General features: G+C 64.7%; 14 protein-coding genes. 1 reads left to right on the top strand and 13 read right to left on the bottom strand.

Annotated features, from left to right (window positions below; all coding sequences use genetic code 11):
* Positions 1-40 precede the first annotated feature (40 nt).
* From pdeM to ahpC, 7 genes are all read right to left on the bottom strand, one after another.
* A complete protein-coding gene (pdeM, locus tag C2862_RS09035; protein ID WP_136219797.1) occupies positions 41-691 on the bottom strand; it encodes a ligase-associated DNA damage response endonuclease PdeM in 651 nt (216 codons plus the stop codon).
* A complete protein-coding gene (locus C2862_RS09030) occupies positions 688-3,144 on the bottom strand; it encodes a ligase-associated DNA damage response DEXH box helicase (protein ID WP_136219796.1) in 2,457 nt (818 codons plus the stop codon). The genes pdeM and C2862_RS09030 overlap by 4 nt, the downstream gene beginning before the upstream one ends.
* A complete protein-coding gene (locus C2862_RS09025; RefSeq protein ID WP_136219795.1) occupies positions 3,141-4,781 on the bottom strand; it encodes an ATP-dependent DNA ligase in 1,641 nt (546 codons plus the stop codon). Before C2862_RS09025 ends, C2862_RS09030 begins: the two co-directional genes overlap by 4 nt.
* Entirely contained in the window at positions 4,774-5,832 is a 1,059-nt protein-coding gene (locus C2862_RS09020; protein ID WP_136219794.1) for a ligase-associated DNA damage response exonuclease, read from the bottom strand. Before C2862_RS09020 ends, C2862_RS09025 begins: the two co-directional genes overlap by 8 nt.
* Before the next feature lie 15 nt (positions 5,833-5,847).
* The gene (locus C2862_RS09015) at positions 5,848-7,554 is read right to left on the bottom strand and encodes an ATP-dependent DNA helicase RecQ (protein ID WP_136219793.1); all 1,707 of its coding nucleotides are present in this window, start codon (positions 7,552-7,554) and stop codon (positions 5,848-5,850) included.
* A gap of 583 nt (positions 7,555-8,137) precedes the next feature.
* Complete coding sequence (gene ahpF, locus C2862_RS09010; RefSeq protein ID WP_136219792.1) at positions 8,138-9,733, bottom strand: alkyl hydroperoxide reductase subunit F; 1,596 nt, start codon at positions 9,731-9,733, stop codon at positions 8,138-8,140.
* An 87-nt stretch (positions 9,734-9,820) separates the two neighbouring features.
* Entirely contained in the window at positions 9,821-10,384 is a 564-nt protein-coding gene (ahpC, locus tag C2862_RS09005; RefSeq protein ID WP_136219791.1) for an alkyl hydroperoxide reductase subunit C, read from the bottom strand.
* Between the two features lie 287 nt (positions 10,385-10,671).
* Between ahpC and C2862_RS09000 the strand changes: the two genes are divergently transcribed.
* Entirely contained in the window at positions 10,672-11,193 is a 522-nt protein-coding gene (locus C2862_RS09000) for a hypothetical protein (protein ID WP_136219790.1), read from the top strand.
* Between the two features lie 33 nt (positions 11,194-11,226).
* Here the strand turns inward: C2862_RS09000 and C2862_RS08995 are convergent, their stop codons facing one another.
* The 6 genes from C2862_RS08995 to uvrA form a co-directional block, all read right to left on the bottom strand.
* Complete coding sequence (locus C2862_RS08995; RefSeq protein WP_136219789.1) at positions 11,227-13,725, bottom strand: PAS domain-containing protein; 2,499 nt, start codon at positions 13,723-13,725, stop codon at positions 11,227-11,229.
* 26 nt (positions 13,726-13,751) lie between these two features.
* Positions 13,752-14,966 carry a hybrid sensor histidine kinase/response regulator gene (locus tag C2862_RS08990; protein WP_136219788.1) on the bottom strand — a complete coding sequence of 405 codons (1,215 nt, stop codon included), beginning with the start codon at positions 14,964-14,966 and terminating at the stop codon, positions 13,752-13,754.
* Positions 14,963-15,592, bottom strand: a complete 630-nt coding sequence (locus C2862_RS08985) for a chemotaxis protein CheB (protein ID WP_136219787.1) — start codon at positions 15,590-15,592, stop codon at positions 14,963-14,965. Before C2862_RS08985 ends, C2862_RS08990 begins: the two co-directional genes overlap by 4 nt.
* Positions 15,589-16,419, bottom strand: coding sequence for a protein-glutamate O-methyltransferase CheR (locus tag C2862_RS08980; protein ID WP_136219786.1), 831 nt, complete (start codon positions 16,417-16,419; stop codon positions 15,589-15,591). The genes C2862_RS08985 and C2862_RS08980 overlap by 4 nt, the downstream gene beginning before the upstream one ends.
* Positions 16,419-19,895 (bottom strand): response regulator, encoded by a 3,477-nt coding sequence (locus C2862_RS08975; protein ID WP_136219785.1) that lies wholly within the window; start codon positions 19,893-19,895, stop codon positions 16,419-16,421. The genes C2862_RS08980 and C2862_RS08975 overlap by 1 nt, the downstream gene beginning before the upstream one ends.
* Positions 19,896-19,984: 89 nt before the next feature.
* Complete coding sequence (gene uvrA / locus C2862_RS08970; RefSeq protein WP_136219784.1) at positions 19,985-22,573, bottom strand: excinuclease ABC subunit UvrA; 2,589 nt, start codon at positions 22,571-22,573, stop codon at positions 19,985-19,987.
* Between the last annotated feature and the right edge of the window lie 38 nt (positions 22,574-22,611).

Raw genomic sequence — 22,611 nt, 5'->3', positions numbered from 1 at the left:
TAATTACAAGGTACGCCTATGCCTGAAAGGAAACGGTGCGCTAACGAACGCTGTGCACGGCCTCGCCTGAGGTAACGAAGATGGCGTCGCCCGGCTCGCGCGTGACGACGTGGCCGCCGGTAAACGAGCCGAAGGACGGCAGGATCATGCGCCCCTTGCCCACCACGAAACACGGCAGGCGCAGAGAGTCGAAGCGCGTCGCCAGCACCCAGGCGGGGTGCACGTGGCCGGCCAGGGCATAGCCGCCAGTCTCAAGGTCGGGGTGATGGCAGAAGGAAAACGGGCCAACGGCATGCGGCTCGTCGACCAGTTCGATGCCGAGCGCCGCCGCCGGATCGCCCGCATGCTTGTCGTGGTTGCCGCGCACCAGGGTCAGGCGCAGCTCGCGGCGCCGCTCGCGCCAGGCCAGCATCGCCTGCTGGGTACTGGACGCATGAGCGGCGCGCGCATGCAGGAAGTCGCCGAGGAAGACGACGTGTTCGGCGCCGTGAATGTCGATCAGGGCATCGAGCTTGAACAGGTTTTCGGTGGTGGTGCCGCGCGGCACCGGAATGCCCTGGGCGCGGAAGGAGGCCGCCTTGCCGAAATGAATATCAGCGATGATCAGCATCTTTTCGGCCGGCCAGAACACGGCCTTTTCAGGCAAGAGCAGCAAGCGCTCGCCAGCAATGTCAACAACAGAACCCGTCATACAGCTGCAGCCTTCTCCAGTTCGCGCACCATGCGCGCCACGCGGTCATTCAATTTCTCGGTACTCACTTTTTCGCGGAAACGCTCGACCATCAGCGCAAAGCCGAACGGCGTCGCGCGTTTCACGACACGATACGCGACTTTGCGCGCATGCAGCTCGGCCAGCGTATCGCGCAGGCGGGTCAATTCCAGTTCCTGCTCCAGCACTTCGCGCTGGGCTTGCGTCAACAGCAGGTTGCCGGCGTCGTGCTTGCGAAACACCTCGAAGAACAGCGAGGACGAGGCCTGCACTTGCCGGTTCGACTTCGGCTGGCCCGGGTAGCCCTGGAACACCAGGCCGGCAATGCGCGCCACTTCGCGGAAGCGCTGCTGCGACAGCTGGGTCGCGTTCAGGCTGTCGAGCACGTCCTCCAGCAAGTGCTCGGTATCGAACAGCGGCACGTCCAGCCCGGTCGCGCTTGAAAATTCTTGCTCCCAGTCGACCGGCTCGGGCGACATCAGCTCGAAACCGTAGTCGTTGATCGCGATCGAAAAGGTAATCGGCTGGCGCCGCCCGATGCGGTAGGCGAACAGCGAGGCCAGGCCCATGTGCACCGAGCGTCCTGCGAAGGGATACACGAACAGGTGGTAGCCCTCGCGGCTCTTCATCGATTCCAGCACCAGGGTGTCGAGCGTGGGCAGCGCCGACCACTTCGACTGGATGTCGAGCAGCGGCCGGATTGCCTGCATCTCGGGCCCCTCGAAACGGCCCTCGGCCGCCTGACGCAGCTGCTCGAGCGCGGCATGGGCCAGTTCGGAGGACATCGGCATCTTCGCACCCTGCCAGCGTGCGATCGCGCCGCGCGAGCCGGTCGCGCGTTTTACAAACGCCGTCATCTCGTGGACCCGGACGAATTCGAGGATGCGCCCGCCGAACAGGAAATGGTCGCCCGGTTTCAGGCGCCCGATGAAGGATTCCTCCATGCTGCCGATGCGCCCGCCGCTGACGTATTTCACCTGGATGGTCGCGTCCGAGACGATGGTGCCGATGCCCATCCGGTGCCGCCGGCCAATGGCCGTGTCCGGCACCCGGTAGACGCCCTCCTCGTCCGGCAGCACGCGCCGGTATTCCGGATACACGGTGAGGCTTTGTCCGCCGCGCGCGACGAAATCCAGCGCCCACTGCCACTCTTCCTCGGTGAGATGCCGGTAGGACCAGGCACGGCGCACCTCATTGAAAAATTCCTCGGAGCGGAAGCCGCCGCCCAGCGCCACCGTGACCAGGTGCTGCACCAGCACATCGAAGGGTTTATTCGGCACGTAGCGCCCTTCGATCTTGCGCGCCGCTACCGCCTTCTTGGCCCCGGCCGCTTCCAGGATCTCCATGCTGTTGGTCGGCACCAGGGTCACGCGCGAGACCCGCCCCGGCGCATGGCCGCTGCGGCCGGCGCGCTGCAGCAGGCGCGCGATGCCCTTGGCGCTGCCGACCTGCAGCACGCGCTCGACCGGCAGGAAGTCCACGCCCAGGTCGAGGCTGGCGGTGCAGATCACCGCCTTCAATTCTCCCTTTTTCAGGCCCAGCTCGACCCAGTCGCGCACCTCGCGCGCCAGCGAACCGTGGTGCAGCGCAATCAGGCCGGCCCAGTCGGGCCGCGCTTCCAGGATGTTCTGGTACCAGATTTCCGACTGGGCGCGCGTATTCGTGAACACCAGGGTCGCGTCGTAATGCTCGATCTCGTCGATCACGGGCTTGAGCATCTGCAAGCCCAGGTGGCCGCCCCAGGGGAAACGCGCGACATCCTTCGGGATCAGCGAATCGACGACGATTTCCTTCTTGGTATCGCCCTCGACCAGCACGCCCTCCATGCCACCGAGCAGCACCTGGCGCGCCAGGTCGAGGTCGCCCATCGTCGCCGACACGCCCCAGACCACCAGTTCCGGGCGCCAGTGACGCAGCCGCGCCAGCGCCAGCTGCACCTGCACGCCGCGCTTGCTGCCCATCAGCTCGTGCCACTCGTCGATGATGATCATGTCGAGGTGCTTGAACTGCTCGGCCGCCGCCGCGTGGCTGAGCAGCAGCGACAGGCTTTCCGGGGTCGTGACCAGGCTGGTCGGCCACTTGCGCGACTGGCGCGCGCGCTCGGCCGAACCGGTGTCGCCGGTGCGGGCGCCGACCGTCCATTCGGGCGCCAGCGCCGCTGCGGACTCTTCGAGCGCGCGCTGGGTATCGGCGGCGAGCGCGCGCATCGGGGTGATCCACAGCACGCGCAAGCCGCTCATCCGTCCTTTGGCCAGCGCCCCGCGTTGCAAGGCCGCCAGCCACACGGCATAGGTTTTACCCGCGCCCGTGTTCGCATGCAGCAGCCCGGACTGGCCGGCCAGCGCCGCCTGCCACACTTCCTTCTGGAACGGGAAAGCCTTCCAGCCGCGTGAAGCGAACCAATCCTTGACGGCTTTTTGCGTCGGTCCGCTCATGCACTTGCCGCCGCCAGCAGGCCTTTCAAGGTATCGAGCGTATCCGCATCCTCGACCGTCTTGTCGTCGCGCCGCCGCAAAATCCGCGGGAAGCGCACGGCAATCCCCGCCTTGTGGCGCGAGGACAGCGCGATGCCCTCGAAGCCGATCTCGAACACCATGGTCGGCTTCACCGAGCGCACCGGCCCGAATTTTTCAATGGTCGTCTTGCGGATCGCATTGTCGACTTGCGCGATCTCGGCATCGGTCAGGCCCGAATACGCCTTGGCAAAAGGCACGAGTTTGCGCTCGCCATGCCCTTCGTCGTCGTCCCAGACGGCGAAGGTGTAGTCGGTATAGAGAGAGGCGCGGCGGCCATGCCCGGCCTGGGCGTAGATCAGCACCGCATCGACCGAGTAGGGATCGACCTTCCACTTCCACCAAGTGCCGACATCCTTGGTGCGCCCGACGCCGTACTGGGCGCTTTTGGCCTTGACCATCATGCCCTCGACGCCGCGGTTGCGCGATTCTTCGCGCAGGGCGGCCAGCGCTTCCCAGCTGTCGGCCCGGACCACGGGCGAAATTTTTAGTTGCGGCTGGTCGATGGCGGCCACCTGCGTTTCCAGCAGCGTGCGCCGTTCGTGCTGGGGCAGCTGGCGCAGGTCGACGCCGTCGAGTTCGAGCAGGTCGTAGCAGACCAGCACGGCCGGCAGCTCGGCCAGCAGCTTGGCGGACAAGGTCTTGCGGCCAATGCGCCGCTGCAGTTCGGCGAAAGGCGCCGGCACATCGTTCGCGTGGTCCCAGACCAGCACCTCGCCATCGACCACCGTCCCCTCGGGCAGGCGCACGCTGCACAGCTCGGGGAAGCGCTCGCTGATCAGGTCTTCGCCGCGCGACCACAGGTAATTCTGCCCTCCCCGCCGCACCAGCTGGGCGCGGATGCCGTCGTATTTCCACTCGACTTGCCAGTCGTGCAAATCGCCCAGCGCAGCTGGGTCGCCCTGCAGCTGGTGCGCAAGGAAAAAGGGATACGGCTGGCCGCCGCGCAACTTGTGTTCCTCGTCCGACTGCGCGGCGATGAGTTGCAGGAACTTGGTGGCGGTCGGGCGCACGCTGCCGTCGGTCCAGCCCATCAGGCGCTGGGCGATGAGTTTGCTGTCCACGGCGGCGATGTTCGCCAGCGCGCGCGTGACCAGCAGTTTCGAGACCCCGACCCGGAAGCCGCCGCCGATCAGTTTACAGAACAGGAAGCGCTCGGGCGTGGTCAGCTCGTTCCAATAAGTGAACAGGGCTTCGCGGATCACGCCCGGGTCGGCGCCGCGCAAGGGGCCGATGCGTTCGGTCATCCACTCGGCCAGGCCGACGTCGCTGTGCTTTTCCGGCGCTGGCAGGATGTGGGCGATGGTTTCGGCCATGTCGCCCACCGCATGATAGGACTCGTCGAACAGCCACTCGTCGAGTACCGCGTATTCGATCGCGAACTGGCGCAGCAGCTTGGTCGGCACCGCCTGCCGCGGCTTGCCGCCGGCCAGGAAGTACACGGCCCAGGCCGCGTTTTCGGGCGCGGCTGTCGAGAAATACTGCTGCAGGGCCTCGAGTTTGCGGTTGGTGGCGGTCGTTTCGTCGAGTTCGGCGAACAGGCGGGCGAATTCACGCATCTTTCGCCTCCTGCTGTTCTACTGCCTTTTCACCCTCCGCCGCCGGCTGCGGGGCAATGCCGACGTCGTCATCGTCGTCGCCGTATTCGGTGTCGAAACCGGCGGCATCCAGCCCCTGCTGGCACAGCCATTTCACCATGACGGGAATCGAGCCGTGGGTGACGATGATGCGCTGGGCGCCGGTGGCGGCGATCGCGCTCATCAGGCCCGGCCAGTCGGCGTGGTCGGACAACACGAAGCCGCGGTCGACCCCACGCCGCCGGCGCGCGCCGCGCAGCTGCATCCAGCCGCTGGCGAAGGCGTCGCTGTAGTCGCCGAAGCGCTTCATCCAGGGCGAACCGGAAGCGGACGGCGGCGCCACGACAATGGCCTGTTTCAGGGCCGCCTTGTCGACATCGCTCACCATCAGGGTCGGCGGGAGCAGGACGCCCCCTTCCCGGTAGACGCGATTGAGCGGTTCCACGGCGCCGTGGCAGACGATCGGACCGATGGCCGGATCCAGGCCCGACAGGATGCGCTGGGCCTTGCCGAAGGAATAGCCGAAGATCACGCTGCAGCGCCCCTCCTCGGCGTTCTTCTTCCACCAGCGGTTGATGTCGTCGAAGATGCTCTGCTCGGGTTCCCAACGGTAGATCGGCAGGCCGAAGGTCGATTCGGTAATGAAGGTGTCGCAGCGCACGGGTTCGAAGGGCGCGCAGGTCTTATCCGGCTCGATTTTGTAGTCGCCGGAGGCGACCCAGACTTCGCCCTGGTATTCCATGCGCACCTGTGCCGAGCCAAGGACGTGGCCGGCCGGGTGCAGCGAGATGGTGACGCCATTATGGACGACGGTCTGCCCGTACTCGAGCCCGTCGACGTTGATGTCGCCCAGGCGCGAGCGCAGCACGTGCACGCCACTGGCGGCGGTCAGGTATTTGCCGTGGCCGTAGCGCGCATGGTCGCCATGGGCGTGGGTGATCACGGCGCGTTCGACCGGGCGCCAGGGATCGATATAGAAACCGCCAGGGACGCAGTACAGCCCCTCCTTGCGTACGACGACCATATCTCCCATGCGGACCTTTCCGGCTTAAACGATCTCGACAAAGTCTGCCATAAAGCTCCTTTGCTCGCCGTCCGGGAAGTCGATGCTGACCTGGTCGCCGGCTACCGAGGCCACCACGCCCGCGCCGTACTTCGGCACCTTCACCTTCATCCCCGCTTCGAAATGGGGGCCGGCCGGTTCCGGCTCGGGCGTGTGATCGAATTCGTCGTCGCGGATTTCGATGTCTTCCAGCGCCAGCGCCGGTGGATTCTTGCAGTTGTCGCAGCGGCAGCACTTCTCGAAGCCTTCCACCTCGTCGCCGAAATAGTCGAGCATGAGTTTCCAGCGGCAGAAGCCGCTCACGGCATAACCGACCATCTTTTCCAGCGATTCGCGGTCGTGCTCCTGCTTCTGCACGTAGATCTCGGCCAGCTGCGCGAAGTTGGCCGCCTTCGGTTCGTTGGCCGTGATGACGAACTCGAGCTTGCGGTTCTGGCGCACGAACTTGCCGTCCTTCAGCAGCTTGAGGCAGACCTTGATCTTCGCCTCGTTCAGGTCGCCCAGCTTTTCCTCGATGCCTTCGGTCGTGACCGTGCCCTCTTCCGCCAGTTCGCGGGCGGCCTCGTAGACCGAGCGGATCTCGTCGGCGTCCGGATAGTGTTTGACGAGGAAGAACTGCTGCAGGCGCTTGTCGTTCTGCAGGAAGAGCAGCGTGCACTGGGCATCCTTGCCGTCGCGCCCAGCCCGTCCGGACTCCTGGTAATAGGATTCGAGGTTCGCCGGGATCTGCAGGTGGATCACGAAGCGGGTGTCGCTCTTGTCGATGCCCATGCCGAAGGCGTTGGTCGCGACCATGACGCGCCGCTCGTCGTTCATGAACAGGTCCTGGTTTGCCTTGCGTTCGGCGCTGGAGAGCTTGCCGTGGTAGATCGTCACCGATTCGCCGGCCTCTTCGAGGATGCGGTGCATCTCTTCGGCCGCCTTGACGGTGGCGGCGTAGACGATGCCGACGCCCTCGGTGTCGGCCACCAGGCGCCGGGCTTCGGAGAATTTTTCGTCGGGATTGGTGACCTGCACCACGCTGTAGTGCAGGTTCGGGCGGTAGATGCCGGTATTGATGACCTTCATGCGTGGCCGGTTCAGCTGGCGGCCGATGTCCTCGATTACTTCATCGGTGGCGGTAGCGGTCAGGGCCAGCACGGTCGGATGGCCGAGCGCGGCAATGGCGGCCGCCATCTCGATATAGGCCGGACGGAAATCGTGGCCCCATTGGGAAATGCAATGGGCTTCGTCGATGGCGACCAGGGCCACGTCGGTTTGCTTGAGCACGGCGAGGAATTCCGGCGAAGACAATCGTTCGGGCGTGCAGAACACGATACGGCAGGTGCCTGCGGCGATGGCTTCCAGCGCTGCGTGTTCTTCGTCGGCATGCAGGCTGCTGTTGACCTGGCAGGCGCCGATGCCCAGCTCCTCCAGCTTGCCCAGCTGGTCCTTCATCAACGAGATCAGCGGCGAGACGACGACCGTCAGGCCCTTGAGCAGGTGCGCTGGAATCTGGTAGCACAGCGACTTGCCGCCGCCGGTGGGCATGATCGCCAGCGTGTCCTTGCCGTCGAGGACGCTGTCGATGACGCGCTGCTGGCCGTCGCGTAGGCGTGCGATGCCGAACACGGAGCGCAGCAGCTTGTTGATGGAGTGACGGCGCACTGCGAGCAGGCCGTTATGCAGGAGTTGGGGGTCGTGTCGGGTCATGCCCGCACTCTAAGATGCGGCCGCGAGCACGACTATAGGACGCCGGCTAGATGCGGCGTAGGAGCGGCACTTGGTGGCCCTTCTCGCTGTTGAGACAGTTGCGCAAGGTCTATTCCTACAGAACGGAGGAATCCCCGCCGATGCCGCGCAAAGCGCCCTGGCCTCAGAATGGCACCATACCAACGCGAAATGTGAAGACCCGGAGAAACAATCATGATGCGCTCGATCCCCACTACCCTGACCGCGCTCCAACTTGCCCTCGCCAGCGCCGCTGCCTGGCTGATCTTCGAAACGAACACCCTGCAGAGCGCAGCGGTCCTGATGTTTCACTGAATCCTGCGCCATGTGCGACAGGTTTCGCCAGTGATGTCTGGCTGAAATCTATTGTCGCAAAACATGGCCTGTCCCGGCGCACGATAACGCCGGGCAATAGTTTCAGACCGGTTCAGCGTACGAACCGGCAATTAATAAAAGAGCAACTCCATCCGATCGGGATGGCGTTTTTGTTTTCTGTGCGGCGCGGCCGAAAAAAACGCCATCCCGACTTGCACCGGGATGGCGTTTTATTTTGTGAAGCAATCGATCAGGCAGCCTTGGCTTCCATATCGACCGCATCGGTCTCGTCGGTCGGCAGGCGCATCATGTAGTCGAAGGCGGCCAGCGAAGCCTTGGCGCCCTCGCCCACGGCGATCACGATCTGCTTGAACGGCACCGTGGTGACGTCGCCGGCGGCAAATACGCCCGGCAGCGAGGTTTCGCCACGCACGTCGACTTCGATCTCGCCATACGGCGACAGCTCGATCGTGCCCTTCAGCCATTCGGCGTTCGGCACCAGGCCGATCTGCACGAACACACCCGCCAGCTCGATGGTCTTGACCTCGCCGCTGTTGCGGTCCTTGTACGACAGGCCCGTGACTTTCTTGCCGTCGCCATGGATTTCCGTGGTATGGGCACTCTTGATCACGTCCACATTCTTCAGGCTATAGAGCTTGCGCTGCAGGACCGCGTCGGCGCGCAGTTCGGCGCCGAATTCGATCAGGGTCACGTGCTCGACGATGCCGGCCAGGTCGATGGCCGCTTCGACGCCCGAGTTACCGCCGCCGATCACCGACACGCGTTTGCCCTTGAACAGCGGACCGTCGCAGTGCGGGCAATAGGCCACGCCGTGGTTCTTGTACTCTTTTTCGCCCGGCACGTTGATTTCGCGCCAGCGGGCACCGGTCGAGATAATCACCGACTTCGATTTCAACACGGCGCCGTCCTCGGTCGTCACTTCGAACAACTTGGCGTCCTCGTTCTTCTCGAGCTTGGCCGCGCGCTGCAGGTTCATGATGTCGACTTCGTAGTGCTTGACGTGCTCTTCCAGCGAGACGGCAAACTTCGGACCTTCGGTTTCCTTGACCGAGACAAAGTTCTCGATCGCCAGGGTGTCGAGCACCTGGCCGCCGAAACGGTCGGCCACGACGCCGGTACGGATGCCTTTGCGGGCGGCGTAGATCGCCGCGGCCGCGCCGGCAGGACCGCCGCCGACGATCAGCACGTCGAAGGCTTCTTTCTTGCTCAGTTCGGCGGCCTTGCGCTTGCCGGCGCCGGTGTCGAGCTTGGCGAGGATTTCCTCGGCGCTCATGCGGCCCTGGCCGAAGTGCTCGCCGTTCAGGAACATCATCGGCACGGCCAGGATCTGGCGCGACTCGACTTCATCCTTGAACAGGCCGCCGTCGATGGTCGTGACCTTGATGCGCGGATTGATGATCGACATCGAGTTCAGCGACTGCACGACTTCCGGGCAGTTATGGCAGGACAGCGAAATAAAGGCTTCGAAGACGTAGTCGCCGTCGAGGTTCTTGATCTGTTCGATCACCGCGTCGTCGAACTTGATCGGGTGGCCGCCGACTTGCAGCAGGGCCAGGACCAGCGAGGTGAATTCGTGGCCGAGCGGAATCGCGGCGAATTCGATGCCGATGTCGGTGCCGACGCGGTTGATGGCGAAGGACGGCTTGCGTGCGCCCTTGCCGTCATCGCGATAAGTAATCTTGGCGCTCAGGGAAGTAATTTCCTTGAGCAGCTCTTCCATTTCTCGCGCTTTTGGCGAGTCATCGAGCGATGCAACGATCTCAATCGGCTGCACCACTTTTTCCAAATAGGCTTGTAACTGCTTTTTGAGATTTGCATCCAGCATGGTTTTTCCTTTTATTCGGTGAAGAATGGATGCCGGCGGTTTCCCTGGCCGGCATCCCGGTACTGCTAACTACGTACTACTGACTGCTTAGATCTTGCCGACGAGGTCGAGCGAAGGGGTCAGGGTTTCTGCGCCTTCGGTCCACTTGGCTGGGCACACCTGGCCTGGGTGAGCGGCGACGTACTGGGCAGCCTTGACTTTGCGCATCAGTTCCGACGCGTCGCGGCCGATGCCGTTGTCGTGCACTTCCATGACCTTGATCTGGCCTTCAGGATTGATGACGAAGGTGCCGCGCAGTGCCAGGCCTTCTTCTTCGATCATGACCTGGAAGTTGCGTGCCAGGGTGCCGGTCGGGTCGCCGATCAGCGGGTAGTTGACTTTCTTGATGGCGTCCGAGGTGTCGTGCCATGCCTTGTGGGCGAAGTGGGTGTCGGTCGACACGCCGTAGACTTTCACGCCCATCTTTTCGAATTCAGGCTGGAAGTCAGCCAGGTCTTCCAGTTCGGTCGGGCAAACGAAGGTGAAGTCGGCCGGGTAGAACATCAGGACGGACCAGGTGCCCTTGAAATTCTCTTCCGTCAGGTCGATGAATTTGCCTGCGTGGTAAGCGGTTGCTTTGAATGGCTTGATCTCGGTGTTGATAAGGGACATGGAAGCTCCTGTTGTGTTGTGAATCAAAGTTGATGGATGCAAGTGTAGAGCGCTCACATCCGTTTGTAAAATTAATTGATCTCATCCAATCGATTAATTTCTACTATCGCGAGGAGGAAAAAGGGCCGGCCGTCGTTGGCAGGGATCAGTTTCCTATCGTTCTCGCAAGACTCGCCAGTGTGAGGGAAACCCACGGTCTTTGCAACCGCGGGTCCGATTGGACGCCGCGCCATCCATGTAGCGTTCGCCGTATAGTCGGGACATCGATCACGAGGAAAGGCTGGACGATGCGAACTTATCTGGTGCTTGGGATGATCGCGCTGATGAGCGCATGTTCAAGGGAGATGCCGTCCTCGCCCCCGTTACCCGCCGCGCCGGCGGCAGCGCTGCTGAGCGCCGGGGGAATCGGTCCGATTCGCTTCGGCATGTCCCTCGCGCAGGCCGAACAGGCCACGGGCGGCAAGGCCGCATTGCCGCAAGCCTTTGATCCGGCCTGCAGCATGGTGCGCTTTCCCGCCCTGCCGAATCTCCGCTTCATGGTGGAGAACGGTATCGTGACGCGTGCCGATGCCGGGCCCGGTGTCGACAATGCGGTAGGCGTTTCCTATGGCGATACGCTGGAGCAGGTCCGCAGCCGCCATCCGAAGGCGCAGGTGAGCGCCCACAAATACGACGAGAACGGAAACTACGTCAGCTTCCCCAGCGCCGACGGCCGCGCCGCCATTATCCTGGAAGTGACGGGCGGTAAGGTGACGAAGATGCGTGCGGGCCTGCAACCCGCAGTGGCCTATGTCGAAACCTGTGGATGAGCGCGATAGGAGCCGCGCAGGCGTATTCCCGGCTCAGGACGGTTTCACCGTCGCCAGTATCGAAGCGAGCATATGGTTATCGACCGGCTTGACGAGGTGATGATCGAACCCGGCAGCCTTGGTCTGTTCGCGGTCTTTTTCCTGGCCGTAGCCGGTAACGGCAATCAGTACCGATCCGGCGGTACTCGGGCAGGTGCGCAACTGGCGTGCCAGTTCGTTTCCATCCATTTCGGGCAGGCCAATATCGAGCAGGCAAACCTGGAACGCCTCTTCCCTGGCCCGTGCCAGCGCCCGGCGTGCGGCATGCTCGACCACGACCACGTGCCCGGATGCTTCCAGCAGCATGGCCAGCAGCGCCGCCGCATCCACGTTGTCGTCCACGACCAGGATATGCAGGCCGCGCGCCTGCCGATCTGAAGCGTCGTTGGTCCTTGCATCGCTTGCGTGACCGCTCCCCTGGGTCTCCAGGCGCGGCAGACAGATGGTGAAGGTGCTGCCCTGGCCGGGGCCCGGGCTGGCGCAACTCACCGTACCGTGGTGAAGCTCGACCAGGCTGCGGACCAGCGCCAGTCCGAGCCCGAGCCCGCCTGAAGAGCGGTCCGGCGAGCGCTCGGCTTGCGCAAACAGGTCGAAGGCGCGCGACACCAGTTCCGGCGTCATGCCGATGCCGTCGTCCAACACCTCGACCAGCAAGGAAGTGTCCCGCACATCGGTCCGCACGCGGATGTTGCCGCATTCATGCGTGTACTTGGCAGCATTGTTGAGGACGTTGGCAAGTACCTGCACCAGCCGTTTCTTGTCGCCCTGCACCAGCGTCGCCTGCGGCGTCAAGCGCATTTCCAGGTGGTGGTGGCGCGCGCGGATCGACGGCGTGACCTGCTCCACGGCGTCGGCAATGACGTGGTTGAGGTCCACCGGCAGCATCTCGAGCTCCACCAGGCCGCGCGTCACGCGCGATACGTCCAGCAGGTCGTCCACCAGACCTGTCATGTGCCTGACCTGGCGCCCGATGATGCGGCTGGTGCGCTGCATGCGTTCCTCGTCCAGTTTCCCCATTTGCAGCAGCTCGGCAGCCGCGCTGATCGGCGCCAGGGGATTACGCAGCTCGTGCGCCAGCATGGCCAGGAACTCGTCCTTGCGGCGATCGGCCTGGCGCAGGCGTTCTTCGCTCTCCCGCAAGGCTTCGTCGTTCGCCTTGCGTCCGGTAATGTCGATGGCCGTCCCGATCACACGCACGCATTTGCCCTCCTCGTTGAACAGCCCGCGGCCCTTGGCGGCGACCCAGCGGACGCGCCCGTCTTCCTTGCCGATCGTCCGGTATTCGGCGTCGTACTGGAGACGCAGCTGCGGATCGGCGGCCGCCTCGAAGGAGGCAAAGGTGCGTTCCCGGTCCTCCGGATGCACACCGGCGTAGAAGTCCGCCAGCGTCACGGGACGATCGGGCGATATGCCGAACATGGCCTTTACCCGGGCGGGCCAGTACATGGTCTGGCTGGCCAGGTCGACATCCCATTCGCCGACGTCGGCGGCGTCGGTGGCCAGGCGCAGCTGTTCTTCGCGCGCGCCGAGCTCGGCCTCGGCCAGCTTGCGGTCATGGACGTCGGTGGAGGTGCCGAACCACATCAGTATCCGCCCCGACTGCGGATCGCGGTAGGCCTCCGCGCGGACCAGGAACCAGCGATACTCGCCGGCCGCGGACCGGATCCGGTGCTCGACGCTGAAATGTCCGCCACCCGCGCGCGCGGCGTCCCATGCCCGTATCGTGACCACGTGATCGTCGGGATGCACGAATTGCGCCGAGACTTCGGCGGGATCGGTCGGGTCCAGGGTAATGCCTGTATACGCCGCCCACTGCTTGTTGAAGTACACCCCATGACCACGGTCGTCGACGATCCAGACGATTTGCGGAATCGAGTCGGCCATCAGGCGAAAACGCAGTTCGCTGGCGCGCAGTTTTTCTTTCGTCAGCCGTTGCGCTTCGGTGCGGGCCGCCACCCTTTGCTCGAGCGTCTCGTTCGCTTCGCGCAGCCGCCGGTTCGCGATTTCGATCTCGACCGCCTGGTCGTCGAGCCGGGACGCCATCAGGGCGCTACGGACTTTCGTCCGGACGAAATCGGTCACGTCTTCCACACGATGGATGATGTGCGTGACCACGCCGTCGGCATTCAGTACCGGTGTATTGACCGGGCTCCAGAAACGCTCTTCGAACTGGTTCCCCTCCGTCGCAATCCGGATGTCGTATTTCTGGATCGCCATCGTGTCGGCGCAAGCGGTATGCAGGACGCGCTGCAGCGAGGCGCGCAGGTTGGCCACGCCGCTTGCCGAGGCATCGTCGGGGTTGTCCGGAAAGGCGTCGAACATGCCGCGCCCCAGCAGATCCTCGGGCCGCGTACTGGTTGCGTTCAGATATGCCTGATTTACCGAAACGATCCGGAGCTCGGGAGACAGCACCAGGCAGGGCGAGGGTATGGCGTCGAACAGCGCCTTGAAATCCAGCGCGGGCTGTGCCATCGGATCGGAGGGCGTTTCCATGGCGGCTCGCTGGTCCTTCTGCCGGTTCAGGCGGACACCGCGGCGCAGGCCACCGCCACATCGCAAGGCAGCGCCAGGCTGAAGGTCGAGCCCTGCCCCGGCGTGCTGGTCACGCTCAGTTCGCCGCCGTGGGCGACGGCCAGCTGGCGCGAGATGTACAGGCCCAGGCCCAGGCCTTTCGGCTCGCCGTTGCGGGCGCCGCGCTCGAAGGGCTGGAAGATGCGCTCGACGTCTTCCGGCGAAATCCCCTTGCCCTGGTCGATGACGTCGATGCGGGCGCACTTGCCTTCTACCACGACCTGCACTTCGACATTGCAGCCGCCGCCGTAGCGCAGCGCATTGGTGAGCAGGTTAACGACGACCTGCTCGATGCGGAACTCGTCCCAGACGCCGGTGACCGGCGGGTGCGGCGCCAGCGTGATGGCGCAGCCGCTGGCGGCGGCCTGCAGCGACAGGTCGCTGACCACGCGCTCGAGCATGCCCATCAGTTCGACCTGGGCCGGACGCACCGACAGGGTGCCGTTCCTCATGCGCGTGACGTCGAGCATATCGTCGATCAGGCGGATCATGGCCTTGATCTGGCGCTCGTCGCGCTTGATCATAGCGCCCATCTGCTCGCCGGCAAAGGCCTGCAGATTGCCGCGTTTCAAATGCAGCGTGCGCATCTGCGTTTCCAGGAACAGGGTGTTCAGGGGCGTGCGCAGCTCGTGGGCAACCAGGGACATGAATTCGTCGCGCATGCGCAGCGAGCGCTGCAGCTCGGCCTGGGTCGCGTTCAATTCCTGCAGCAGGATTTCCTGTTCGCGCCGGCTCTTTTCCAGCGCTTCCATCTGGCGCCGCGTCTCGCGCCGCTGCTGGTCGAGGGCCACGAACACGTTGACCTTGCCGCGCACCGCGTCCGGGTCAAGCGGCTTGTAGAGGAAGTCGACGGCACCCGTCTCGTAGCCCTTGAAGGCATAGTTCAGCTCGCGGCCGGCGGCGGAGACGAAAACGATCGGGATGTGGCGCGTGCGCTCGGTGCCGCGCATCAGCTCGGCCAGCTCGAACCCATCCATGCCCGGCATCTGGACGTCGAGGATGGCCAGCGCGAACTCGTGCTCGAGCAGCAGCGCCAGCGCCTCCTCGCCCGAGTGGGCGTGGAACACGAGGCGCTGCTCGTCGCGGATCAGGGCATCGAGGGCGCGCAGGTTGTCCGGCAGGTCGTCGACGATGAGGAGTTTGCTTGGTTCTTGTAGGCTCATGTTGTCTCCAGCTGTGGCAGCAGCGCGCGGATCGCGGCCAGCGGCAAAACCAGGTGCGGGGCGCACAGCCGGATGGCCCCTTCCGGCATGGCGCTCGCCTGCGCCCCTGCCGGGTCCTGGACGATGGTCAGGCCGCCGCGCTGCCTGATCCGTTGCATCCCTTCGGCGCCGTCGATGTTGGCGCCGGTAAGCAGAATGCCGGCCAGGCCGTCGCCATAGGCGTCGGCGGCCGACTCCATCAGCACGTCGATGGCCGGACGCGCATAGTGTACGCTTGGCTCGCAGCTGAGGGAAAAGACGCGGTCCTGTTCGATCGACAGGTGGTAGCCCGCGCCCGCGAAATACACGGTATTGTCTTCCACCGGCGCCTTGTCGACCGCTTCGCGCACCGGCAGGGCCAGGCGCGCGGCGAACAGCTCGGCCAGGCGGCTTTCACGGTCGGACGGCACGTGCAGGATGCACACCGTGGCCGGCCTGAAATCCGGCGGCAGCGCCGGCAGCAGCTCGACCAGCGCATCCACGCCGCCGGCCGAGGCGCCGATCACGATCGCCTCGATACGGCGGCCCGCGAGGGCATCCTCGACAGACTGCGCCGATTGCGCGGCGGTGTCCACCTTCGCCTTCATTCCGCCGCCTTGCGGAAGATGCGTTCGCGCCGCGCGATCGGCTCGAACTTGTTCGCGTAGGTCGAAAAGTCGATGCTTTCCTTGCTGCCCAGGGCCATGAAGCCGCGGTGGCAGAGCGAGTCGTGGAACAGGCCCAGCACGCGGTTCTGCAGGCGCCGGTTAAAGTAGATCATGACGTTGCGGCAGCTGACGAAATGCGTTTCCGAAAACACGCTGTCGGTGGCCAGGCTGTGGTCGGCGAAGGTCACGTTGTCGACCAGGAAACGCTCGAACAGCGCGCCGCCATAGGCCGCCGTGTAATAGTCGGAAAACGCGCGCTTGCCGCCCGCCTTCTGGTAGTTCTCGGTGTACAGGCGCATCCGGTCGAGCGGAAACACGCCGCGCCGCGCGCTTTCTAACGATTCCGGATTGATGTCGGTGGCGTAGATGATGCTGCGTTCGAGCAGCCCCTCTTCGTGCAGCAGGATCGCCAGCGAATACACCTCCTCGCCCGTCGAGCAGCCGGCCACCCACAGCTTCAGCGACGGGTAAGTCGACAGGTGCGGCACGACCTGGCTGCGCAGCGCCGCATGGTACTCGGGGTCGCGGAACATTTCGGTCACGGGAATGGTGAGATATTGCAGCAGCCGTGCAAACGCTTCCGGCTGGTGCAGCACTTTCGCCTGTAGCTCGGAGACGGTCGCGCATTCCATTTCACGCAGCGCGACCAGCACGCGGCGCTTTTGCGAGGCGCCAGTGTAGTCGCGGAAGTCGTAATTGTACTTGAGGTAGACCGCCTCGACGAGCATCCGCAGTTCGATGTCGATATTGTCCGGAGGGTGCTTCATCAGCCGATACGCTCCATGGTCGGCATCCATACGCGCAGCAGCGAGTACAGGCGCGCCAGGTCGATCGGCTTCGCCAGGTAGTCGTTGGCGCCGGCGGCCAGGCACTGCTCCTGGTCGTCCTTCATCGCTTTCGCCGTGATGGCGATGATCGGCAGGCGGTTGAAGCGGCCGTCGGCGCGGATGCGGCGCGTCGCTTCCAGGCCGTCCATGCCTGGCATCATGATATCCATCAGCACCAGGTCGATCCCTGCCACCTCGTCGACTTTTGCGATGGCTTCGAAGCCATTTCTCGCCACTTCCACGTTGGCGCCGCGCTGCTCCAGCGCGCTCGTCAGGGCGAAGACGTTGCGCACGTCGTCGTCCACCAGCAGGATGGTGCGGCCCTCGAACACGCGGTCGCGGCCGCGCACGGTTTTCAGCATGTGCTGGCGCTCGGTCGAGAGCTGCGATTCCACTTTATGGAGGAACAGCGTCACCTCGTCCAGCAGGCGTTCGGGCGAACGGGCGCCCTTGATGATGATCGAACGCGAGTACTTCATCAGTTCGGCTTCTTCGTCGCGCGTCAGGTTGCGTCCCGTGTACACGATCACCGGCGGGAAAGACACCAGCTCTTCCTGCGACATGTGCTCGAGCAATTCCTTGCCCTGCATGTCGGGCAATTTGAGGTCGATGATCATGCAGTCGAAAATCTCGCTGCGGAGCAAGGCCAGGGCTTCCTCGCCGGACCCGACGGCGTCGATCTTGACGTCCTCGTCGGCGATCAGCTGCACCACGCTCTCGCGCTGGCGCTCGTCGTCCTCGACCAGCAGCACGCGCTTGATCTGCTGCGCGCTCTTTTCCTGCAACTTGCGGAACACGTCTTCCAGCTGCTCGCGGCTGGTCGGCTTCAGCGCATAGCCGATCGCACCCAGGTGCAGGGCCTCGCCGCCGTTTTCCATGCTCGACACCACGTGCACCGGGATGTGGCGGGTGGCCGGGTTGTCCTTCAGCTGTTGCAGCACCGACAGGCCGGAACTGTCCGGCAGGCGGATGTCGAGCAGGATCGCGTCCGGGCTTTCGCTGGCGGCCAGCTCGAGGCCTTCGCCCGCCGTCAGTCCCACCAGGCAGCGGTAGTCCATGTCGTGCGCGAGGTCGAACAGGATGCGCGCGAAGTCGGGTTCGTCCTCGATCACGAGCACGGTGCGCACGCCCTCGGGGCTCTGGGCGCGGTCATCCGGGAAGGAGGAACGGCTTGGCGCTTCCTCGACCGGTTCGACGGGCTCCGGTGCCGGGGCCGGCAGCGGACGCGCCGGACGGGGAGCGGGCGCCGCAGCGCGCGGGGCCGGTGGCGCGGCCGAAACCATGCCGTTTCTCGGCATGCTCAGGGTAAAGGTACTGCCCTCGCCCGGTGTGCTCGACACCACCAGGGTGCCGCCCAGCAGGCTGGTCAGATCGCGCGAGATCGACAGGCCGAGACCGGTACCGCCGAAGCGGCGGTTCGCGGTGCCGTCGGCCTGGTGGAAAGCTTCGAAGATGCGTTCCTGCTGGTCCGGCGCAATGCCGATGCCCGAATCGACGACCGTGAACTGGACCCAGCCTTCGTCGGTCGCGCTGACTGTCAGGCTGACCTCGCCCTGCTCGGTGAATTTGACGGCGTTCGACAGCAGGTTCTTCAGTACCTGTTCCAGGCGCTGGCGGTCGGTGTGCAGGGTCGGTGGGACGTTCGGCTCGACCGTCAGGCTGAAGCGCAGGTCCTTCTGCTTGGCCAGCGGCTCGAAGGTGCGGCCCAGGCCCTCGACGGTGCGGCGGATCGGCAGGTCTTCCGGCAGCAGCTCCAGCTTGCCGGCCTCGACCTTCGAGATGTCGAGGATGTCGTTGATCAGGTGCAGCAGGTCGTTACCGGCCGAATAAATCGTCTGGGCAAAGCGCACCTGCTCTTCGTTCAGGTTGCCCGGCACGTTGTCGGCCAGCAGCTTGGCCAGGATCAGCGAGCTGTTCAGCGGCGTGCGCAGTTCGTGCGACATGTTCGCCAGGAACTCCGACTTGTAGCGGCTGGCGCGTTCCAGGTCCATCGCACGTGCGCGCAATTGCTCCTGGGCTTCGGTCAAGGCCGCGTTCTTCATGTCCAGGTTCAGGGCCTGCTCGGCCAGCTGGTCGTTGGTCTGCTCCAGTTCGGCCTGCTGGTTTTCCAGGCTGGTCTGCGATTCTTCCAGGGCACGCGACTGTTCTTCGAGTTCCTCGTTGGCGGTGCGCAGTTCTTCCTGCTGGACTTGCAGCTCTTCGTTCAGGGCCTGGCTCTCGTCGAGCGCATCCTGCAGGCGCTGGCGGTACACCACCGCGCCGACCGAGGCGCCGATGGCGTCGCCGACCAGCTTCAGGAATTCGATGTCGCGGTCGCGCACGGGGTGCAGGAAACCGATTTCCATCACGCCCTTGACCTTGCCGAAGTTGTTGAAAGGCGCGATCACGATTTCGCGCGGCGCCGTTTCGCCCAGGCTGGACATCACCTTGACGTAATCCTCGGGCAATTCCTTGATGCGCACCAGGCGGTTTTCGTTGGCAGCCTGGCTGGCCAGCGAAGCGCCACGCGGGATGATTTTCGCGCGCTCCTCGTCTACCGAGAACCCGTACGCGCCGATCCGGCGCAGCGTGCCTTCTTCGTTACGGAAATACATGGCCGCCACCGAGCCGCCCAGGTAGCGCACCACGTGGTCCAGCACGGCCTCGGCCAGCGCTTCCAGGGAATTGAGGCCGATGCTCTTCGATGCGAGCTCGGTCTGGCCGCTGCGCAGCCAGCTCAGGTGGCGCAGCTCGGCATTGTGTTCGTTCTCGTGGCGCAGGATGTCGTCGTAGCTGGTCGACAGGCGCACCAGTTCGCGCCGTCCGAAGGCGGCCAGCAAGCCGCCCACGACCAGCGTGAACATCAGGAAGGAGCCGACCGACCAGGCGATCACCGAGCGTGCATCTTCGCCGCGCTCGACCAGCAGCGCGTTTTCATTGTTCACGAAGGCGGCGAACTGCGCACGCATGTCGTCGGTCAGGCTCTTGCCGCGGCCGCTCATGATCGACTGCACCACATCCTGCTTCTCGCGGCGGCGCTCGATCATGTCCTCGGTGAACTTGAGCCACTCGGCATGGGCGCCACGCACCCGGTTCAGGCGGTCGGCCTGGGCGTTGTTGTCGCCGACCAGGCGCAGCAGGGCATCCATCTCGACTGCGACCTTGGGCTTGGCGACCGTGTACGGGCTGAGGAAACTTTCGTCTCCGGAGATCACGTAGCCACGCATCCCCGCTTCCATGTCGGACACAAGCTTGTTGACCTCGTTGGCCTTGCCGATGACTTCCTGCGAGTGCTCGACCCAGTTCAGCACGCTGACCAGGTAGGCGACGATCGCCACGAACACAATCGCGCTCAGGACCGAGAGGCCAAGCGGGAGGGCAACGTTACGGGCAAGAATGCGGCGGAACTGGGAGTTATCGAGCGAGGTGCCGGTCATGTGTTGCGTTTATTTTAAGAAAAAAGTTCTTAAGTGTAACGCAAATGACACCTTTCTGGTCACTTCAACCGTGCGCTCCTTCCCTGTGTTTACCGGCCCAGCGCCGGACGTAAATACGGCGCAGTGCGGCTTTTCGCGGCGCCCGCCACCGTTTCCGGCGTGCCGGCCGCGACCACGGTGCCGCCCTCGTCGCCGGCGCCGGGTCCGATGTCGAGCACCCAGTCGCAGGCAGCCACCACGCGCATCGTGTGCTCGACCACGACCACCGTGTTGCCGGCGTCGACCAGGCGCTCCAACTGGACAATCAGGCGGTCGACGTCCGACGGGTGCAGGCCGGTGGTCGGCTCGTCCAGCACATACAAGGTATTGCCGCGGCCGGTGCGCTGGAGTTCGGTGGCCAGCTTGATGCGCTGGGCTTCGCCGCCCGATAGTTCGGTGGCCGGCTGACCCAGGCGCAGGTAGCCCAGGCCCACCTCGCGCAGCACTTCCAGCGAGCGCTCGACCAGCGGCTCACCAGCAAAGAACTCGGCCGCCGCATCGACGGTCATGCCGAGCACTTCGGCGATGTTCTTGTCTTTATAGGTCACTTCCAGCGTCTTGGCGTTGTAGCGCGCGCCGGCGCAGACCGGGCATGGCGCGTAGACGCTGGGCAGGAACAGCAGCTCGACCATCACCGAGCCCTCGCCGGAGCAGTTTTCGCAGCGGCCCTTGGCGACGTTGAAGGAAAAGCGGCCGGCGTCGTAGCGGCGCGACTTGGCGAGCTTGGTGGCGGCGAATAGCTTGCGCACCTGGTCGAACAGGCCCGTATAGGTGGCGAGGTTCGAACGCGGCGTGCGCCCGATCGGCTTCTGGTCGACCCGCACCATGCGCCGGATCGCCTCCATGCCGCCGACGATGTGACCCTCCAGCGGCAGGGCCGCCTCCTGTTCGAGCTCGTCGGTTTCCTCCATCTCGAGTGCCGTGGTGCCCTGCCCCAGCTCGCGTGCGACCAGGTCGACCAGCACCTGGCTGACCAGGCTCGACTTGCCGGAACCCGACACGCCGCAGACGGCGGTCAGTATGCCGAGCGGGAATTCGACCTTCAGCTTGTTCAGGTTATTGCGGGTGACGCCTTCCAGGCGCAGCCAGCCGGCCGGTTCGCGCCGCTCGCGCACCGCTAGCTGCGCCTCGTCGAACAGGTAGCGCCGGGTCTGCGACGCTTCGATTTTCTTCAGGCCCTCCGGTTCGCCGCTGTACAGCACCTCGCCGCCCTTCTCGCCGGCGGCCGGCCCGACGTCGACGATCCAGTCGGCGCAGCGGATCACGTCCAGCGCGTGCTCGACCACGAACAGCGAGTTGCCCGAGGCTTTCAGTTGGTCGAGCGCCGTCAGCAGGGCTTCGGTATCGGCCGGATGCAGGCCGGCCGAAGGCTCGTCCAGCACGTAGACGACGCCGAACAGGTTCGAGCGCACCTGGGTCGCCAGGCGCAGGCGCTGCAGTTCGCCCGGGCTCAGGGTCGGCGTGCTGCGTTCCAGGGCCAGATAGCCCAGGCCCAGGGCCAGCAGCACCTCCAGGCGCGCGACCAGGTCTTCGGCGATGCGCTGGGTGACGATCAACTGCTCGGGGTGCAGCTTGGCGCGGCGTTTGTCGTCGGCCGCCTTGCCGCCGGCATAAGGCAGCAGCATGGCGTGCAATCTCGCCAGCGGCATGCGCGAGATGTCGGCGATGTCGACGCCGCCGAAGGTGACCGACAAGGCTTCCTGGCGCAGGCGCTTGCCGCGGCATAGCGGACATTCGGTACTGACCATGTAGCGCGCCACGCGCTTCTTCATCGAAGCGCTTTCCGTGGTGGCGAAGGTCTGCAGCACGTAACGGCGCGCACCGGTGAAGGTGCCCTGGTAGCTCGGCGTCTCCTTGCGTTTCAGGGCGCGCTTGGTTTCCTCGGGCGTCAGGCCGGCGTAGACGGGTACGGTCGGCGTCTCGTCGGTATACAAGATCCAGTCGCGGTCCTTCTTCGGCAGGTCGCGCCAGGGCGTGTCGACGTCGTAGCCCATGGTGACCAGGATGTCGCGCAGGTTCTGGCCATGCCAGGCCGGTGGCCAGGCGGCCACCGCGCGCTCGCGGATGGTCAGCGAATCGTCCGGCACCATCGACTGTTCCGTCACCTCGTATACGCGGCCCAGGCCCGAGCACTCGGGACAGGCGCCTTCGGGCGTGTTCGGCGAAAACGACTCGGCGTAGAGCAGCTCCTGCCCTTCGGGATAGTCGCCGGCGCGCGAATACAGCATGCGCAAGGAGTTGGACAAGGTGCTCACGCTGCCGACCGAGGAACGCGTGGTCGGCGAGCCGCGCTGCTGCTGCAGGGCGACGGCCGGCGGCAGGCCGTCGATCTCGTCGACTTCCGGCACCGGCATCTGGTGGAACAGGCGGCGCGCATAGGGCGAGACCGATTCCAGGTAGCGCCGCTGGGCTTCGGCATACAGGGTGCCGAAGGCGAGCGAGGATTTGCCGGAGCCGGACACGCCGGTGAACACGACCAGGGCGTCGCGCGGGATGTCGAGGCTGACGTTCTTCAGGTTGTGCTCGCGCGCGCCGCGTACGCGTACATAGCCGGGGCGCGTTGTGCCTCCCGTCTTGCCGCCGGCCGGGTTGTCCCTGTTGGCACCTGCCGTGTCATGGCCTTCCGCTTTGCGTCGCATCGCCCGCTCCGTCGCTGTGCTGTCGATCGCCTCATTTA

It is taken from the genome of Massilia sp. Mn16-1_5 (assembly GCF_004798585.1).
Taxonomy (GTDB): Bacteria; Pseudomonadota; Gammaproteobacteria; order Burkholderiales; family Burkholderiaceae_D; genus Telluria.
The sequence above is the reverse complement of the archived record's forward strand: the minus strand, read 5'-3'. Positions and strand labels throughout refer to the sequence as shown.

What these genes read in the sequence shown, in the direction of transcription:
- C2862_RS08975 (WP_136219785.1), bottom strand. Translation starts at nt 19,895, where the DNA reads ATGACCGGCACCTCGCTCGATAACTCCCAGTTCCGCCGCATTCTTGCC.
- C2862_RS09015 (WP_136219793.1), bottom strand. Translation starts at nt 7,554, where the DNA reads ATGACCCGACACGACCCCCAACTCCTGCATAACGGCCTGCTCGCAGTG.
- C2862_RS09020 (WP_136219794.1), bottom strand. Translation starts at nt 5,832, where the DNA reads ATGGGAGATATGGTCGTCGTACGCAAGGAGGGGCTGTACTGCGTCCCT.
- C2862_RS08995 (WP_136219789.1), bottom strand. Translation starts at nt 13,725, where the DNA reads ATGGAAACGCCCTCCGATCCGATGGCACAGCCCGCGCTGGATTTCAAG.
- C2862_RS08990 (WP_136219788.1), bottom strand. Translation starts at nt 14,966, where the DNA reads ATGAGCCTACAAGAACCAAGCAAACTCCTCATCGTCGACGACCTGCCG.
- ahpC (WP_136219791.1), bottom strand. Translation starts at nt 10,384, where the DNA reads ATGTCCCTTATCAACACCGAGATCAAGCCATTCAAAGCAACCGCTTAC.
- C2862_RS08985 (WP_136219787.1), bottom strand. Translation starts at nt 15,592, where the DNA reads ATGAAGGCGAAGGTGGACACCGCCGCGCAATCGGCGCAGTCTGTCGAG.
- pdeM (WP_136219797.1), bottom strand. Translation starts at nt 691, where the DNA reads ATGACGGGTTCTGTTGTTGACATTGCTGGCGAGCGCTTGCTGCTCTTG.
- ahpF (WP_136219792.1), bottom strand. Translation starts at nt 9,733, where the DNA reads ATGCTGGATGCAAATCTCAAAAAGCAGTTACAAGCCTATTTGGAAAAA.
- C2862_RS09000 (WP_136219790.1), top strand. Translation starts at nt 10,672, where the DNA reads ATGCGAACTTATCTGGTGCTTGGGATGATCGCGCTGATGAGCGCATGT.
- uvrA (WP_136219784.1), bottom strand. Translation starts at nt 22,573, where the DNA reads ATGCGACGCAAAGCGGAAGGCCATGACACGGCAGGTGCCAACAGGGAC.
- C2862_RS09025 (WP_136219795.1), bottom strand. Translation starts at nt 4,781, where the DNA reads ATGCGTGAATTCGCCCGCCTGTTCGCCGAACTCGACGAAACGACCGCC.
- C2862_RS09030 (WP_136219796.1), bottom strand. Translation starts at nt 3,144, where the DNA reads ATGAGCGGACCGACGCAAAAAGCCGTCAAGGATTGGTTCGCTTCACGC.
- C2862_RS08980 (WP_136219786.1), bottom strand. Translation starts at nt 16,419, where the DNA reads ATGAAGCACCCTCCGGACAATATCGACATCGAACTGCGGATGCTCGTC.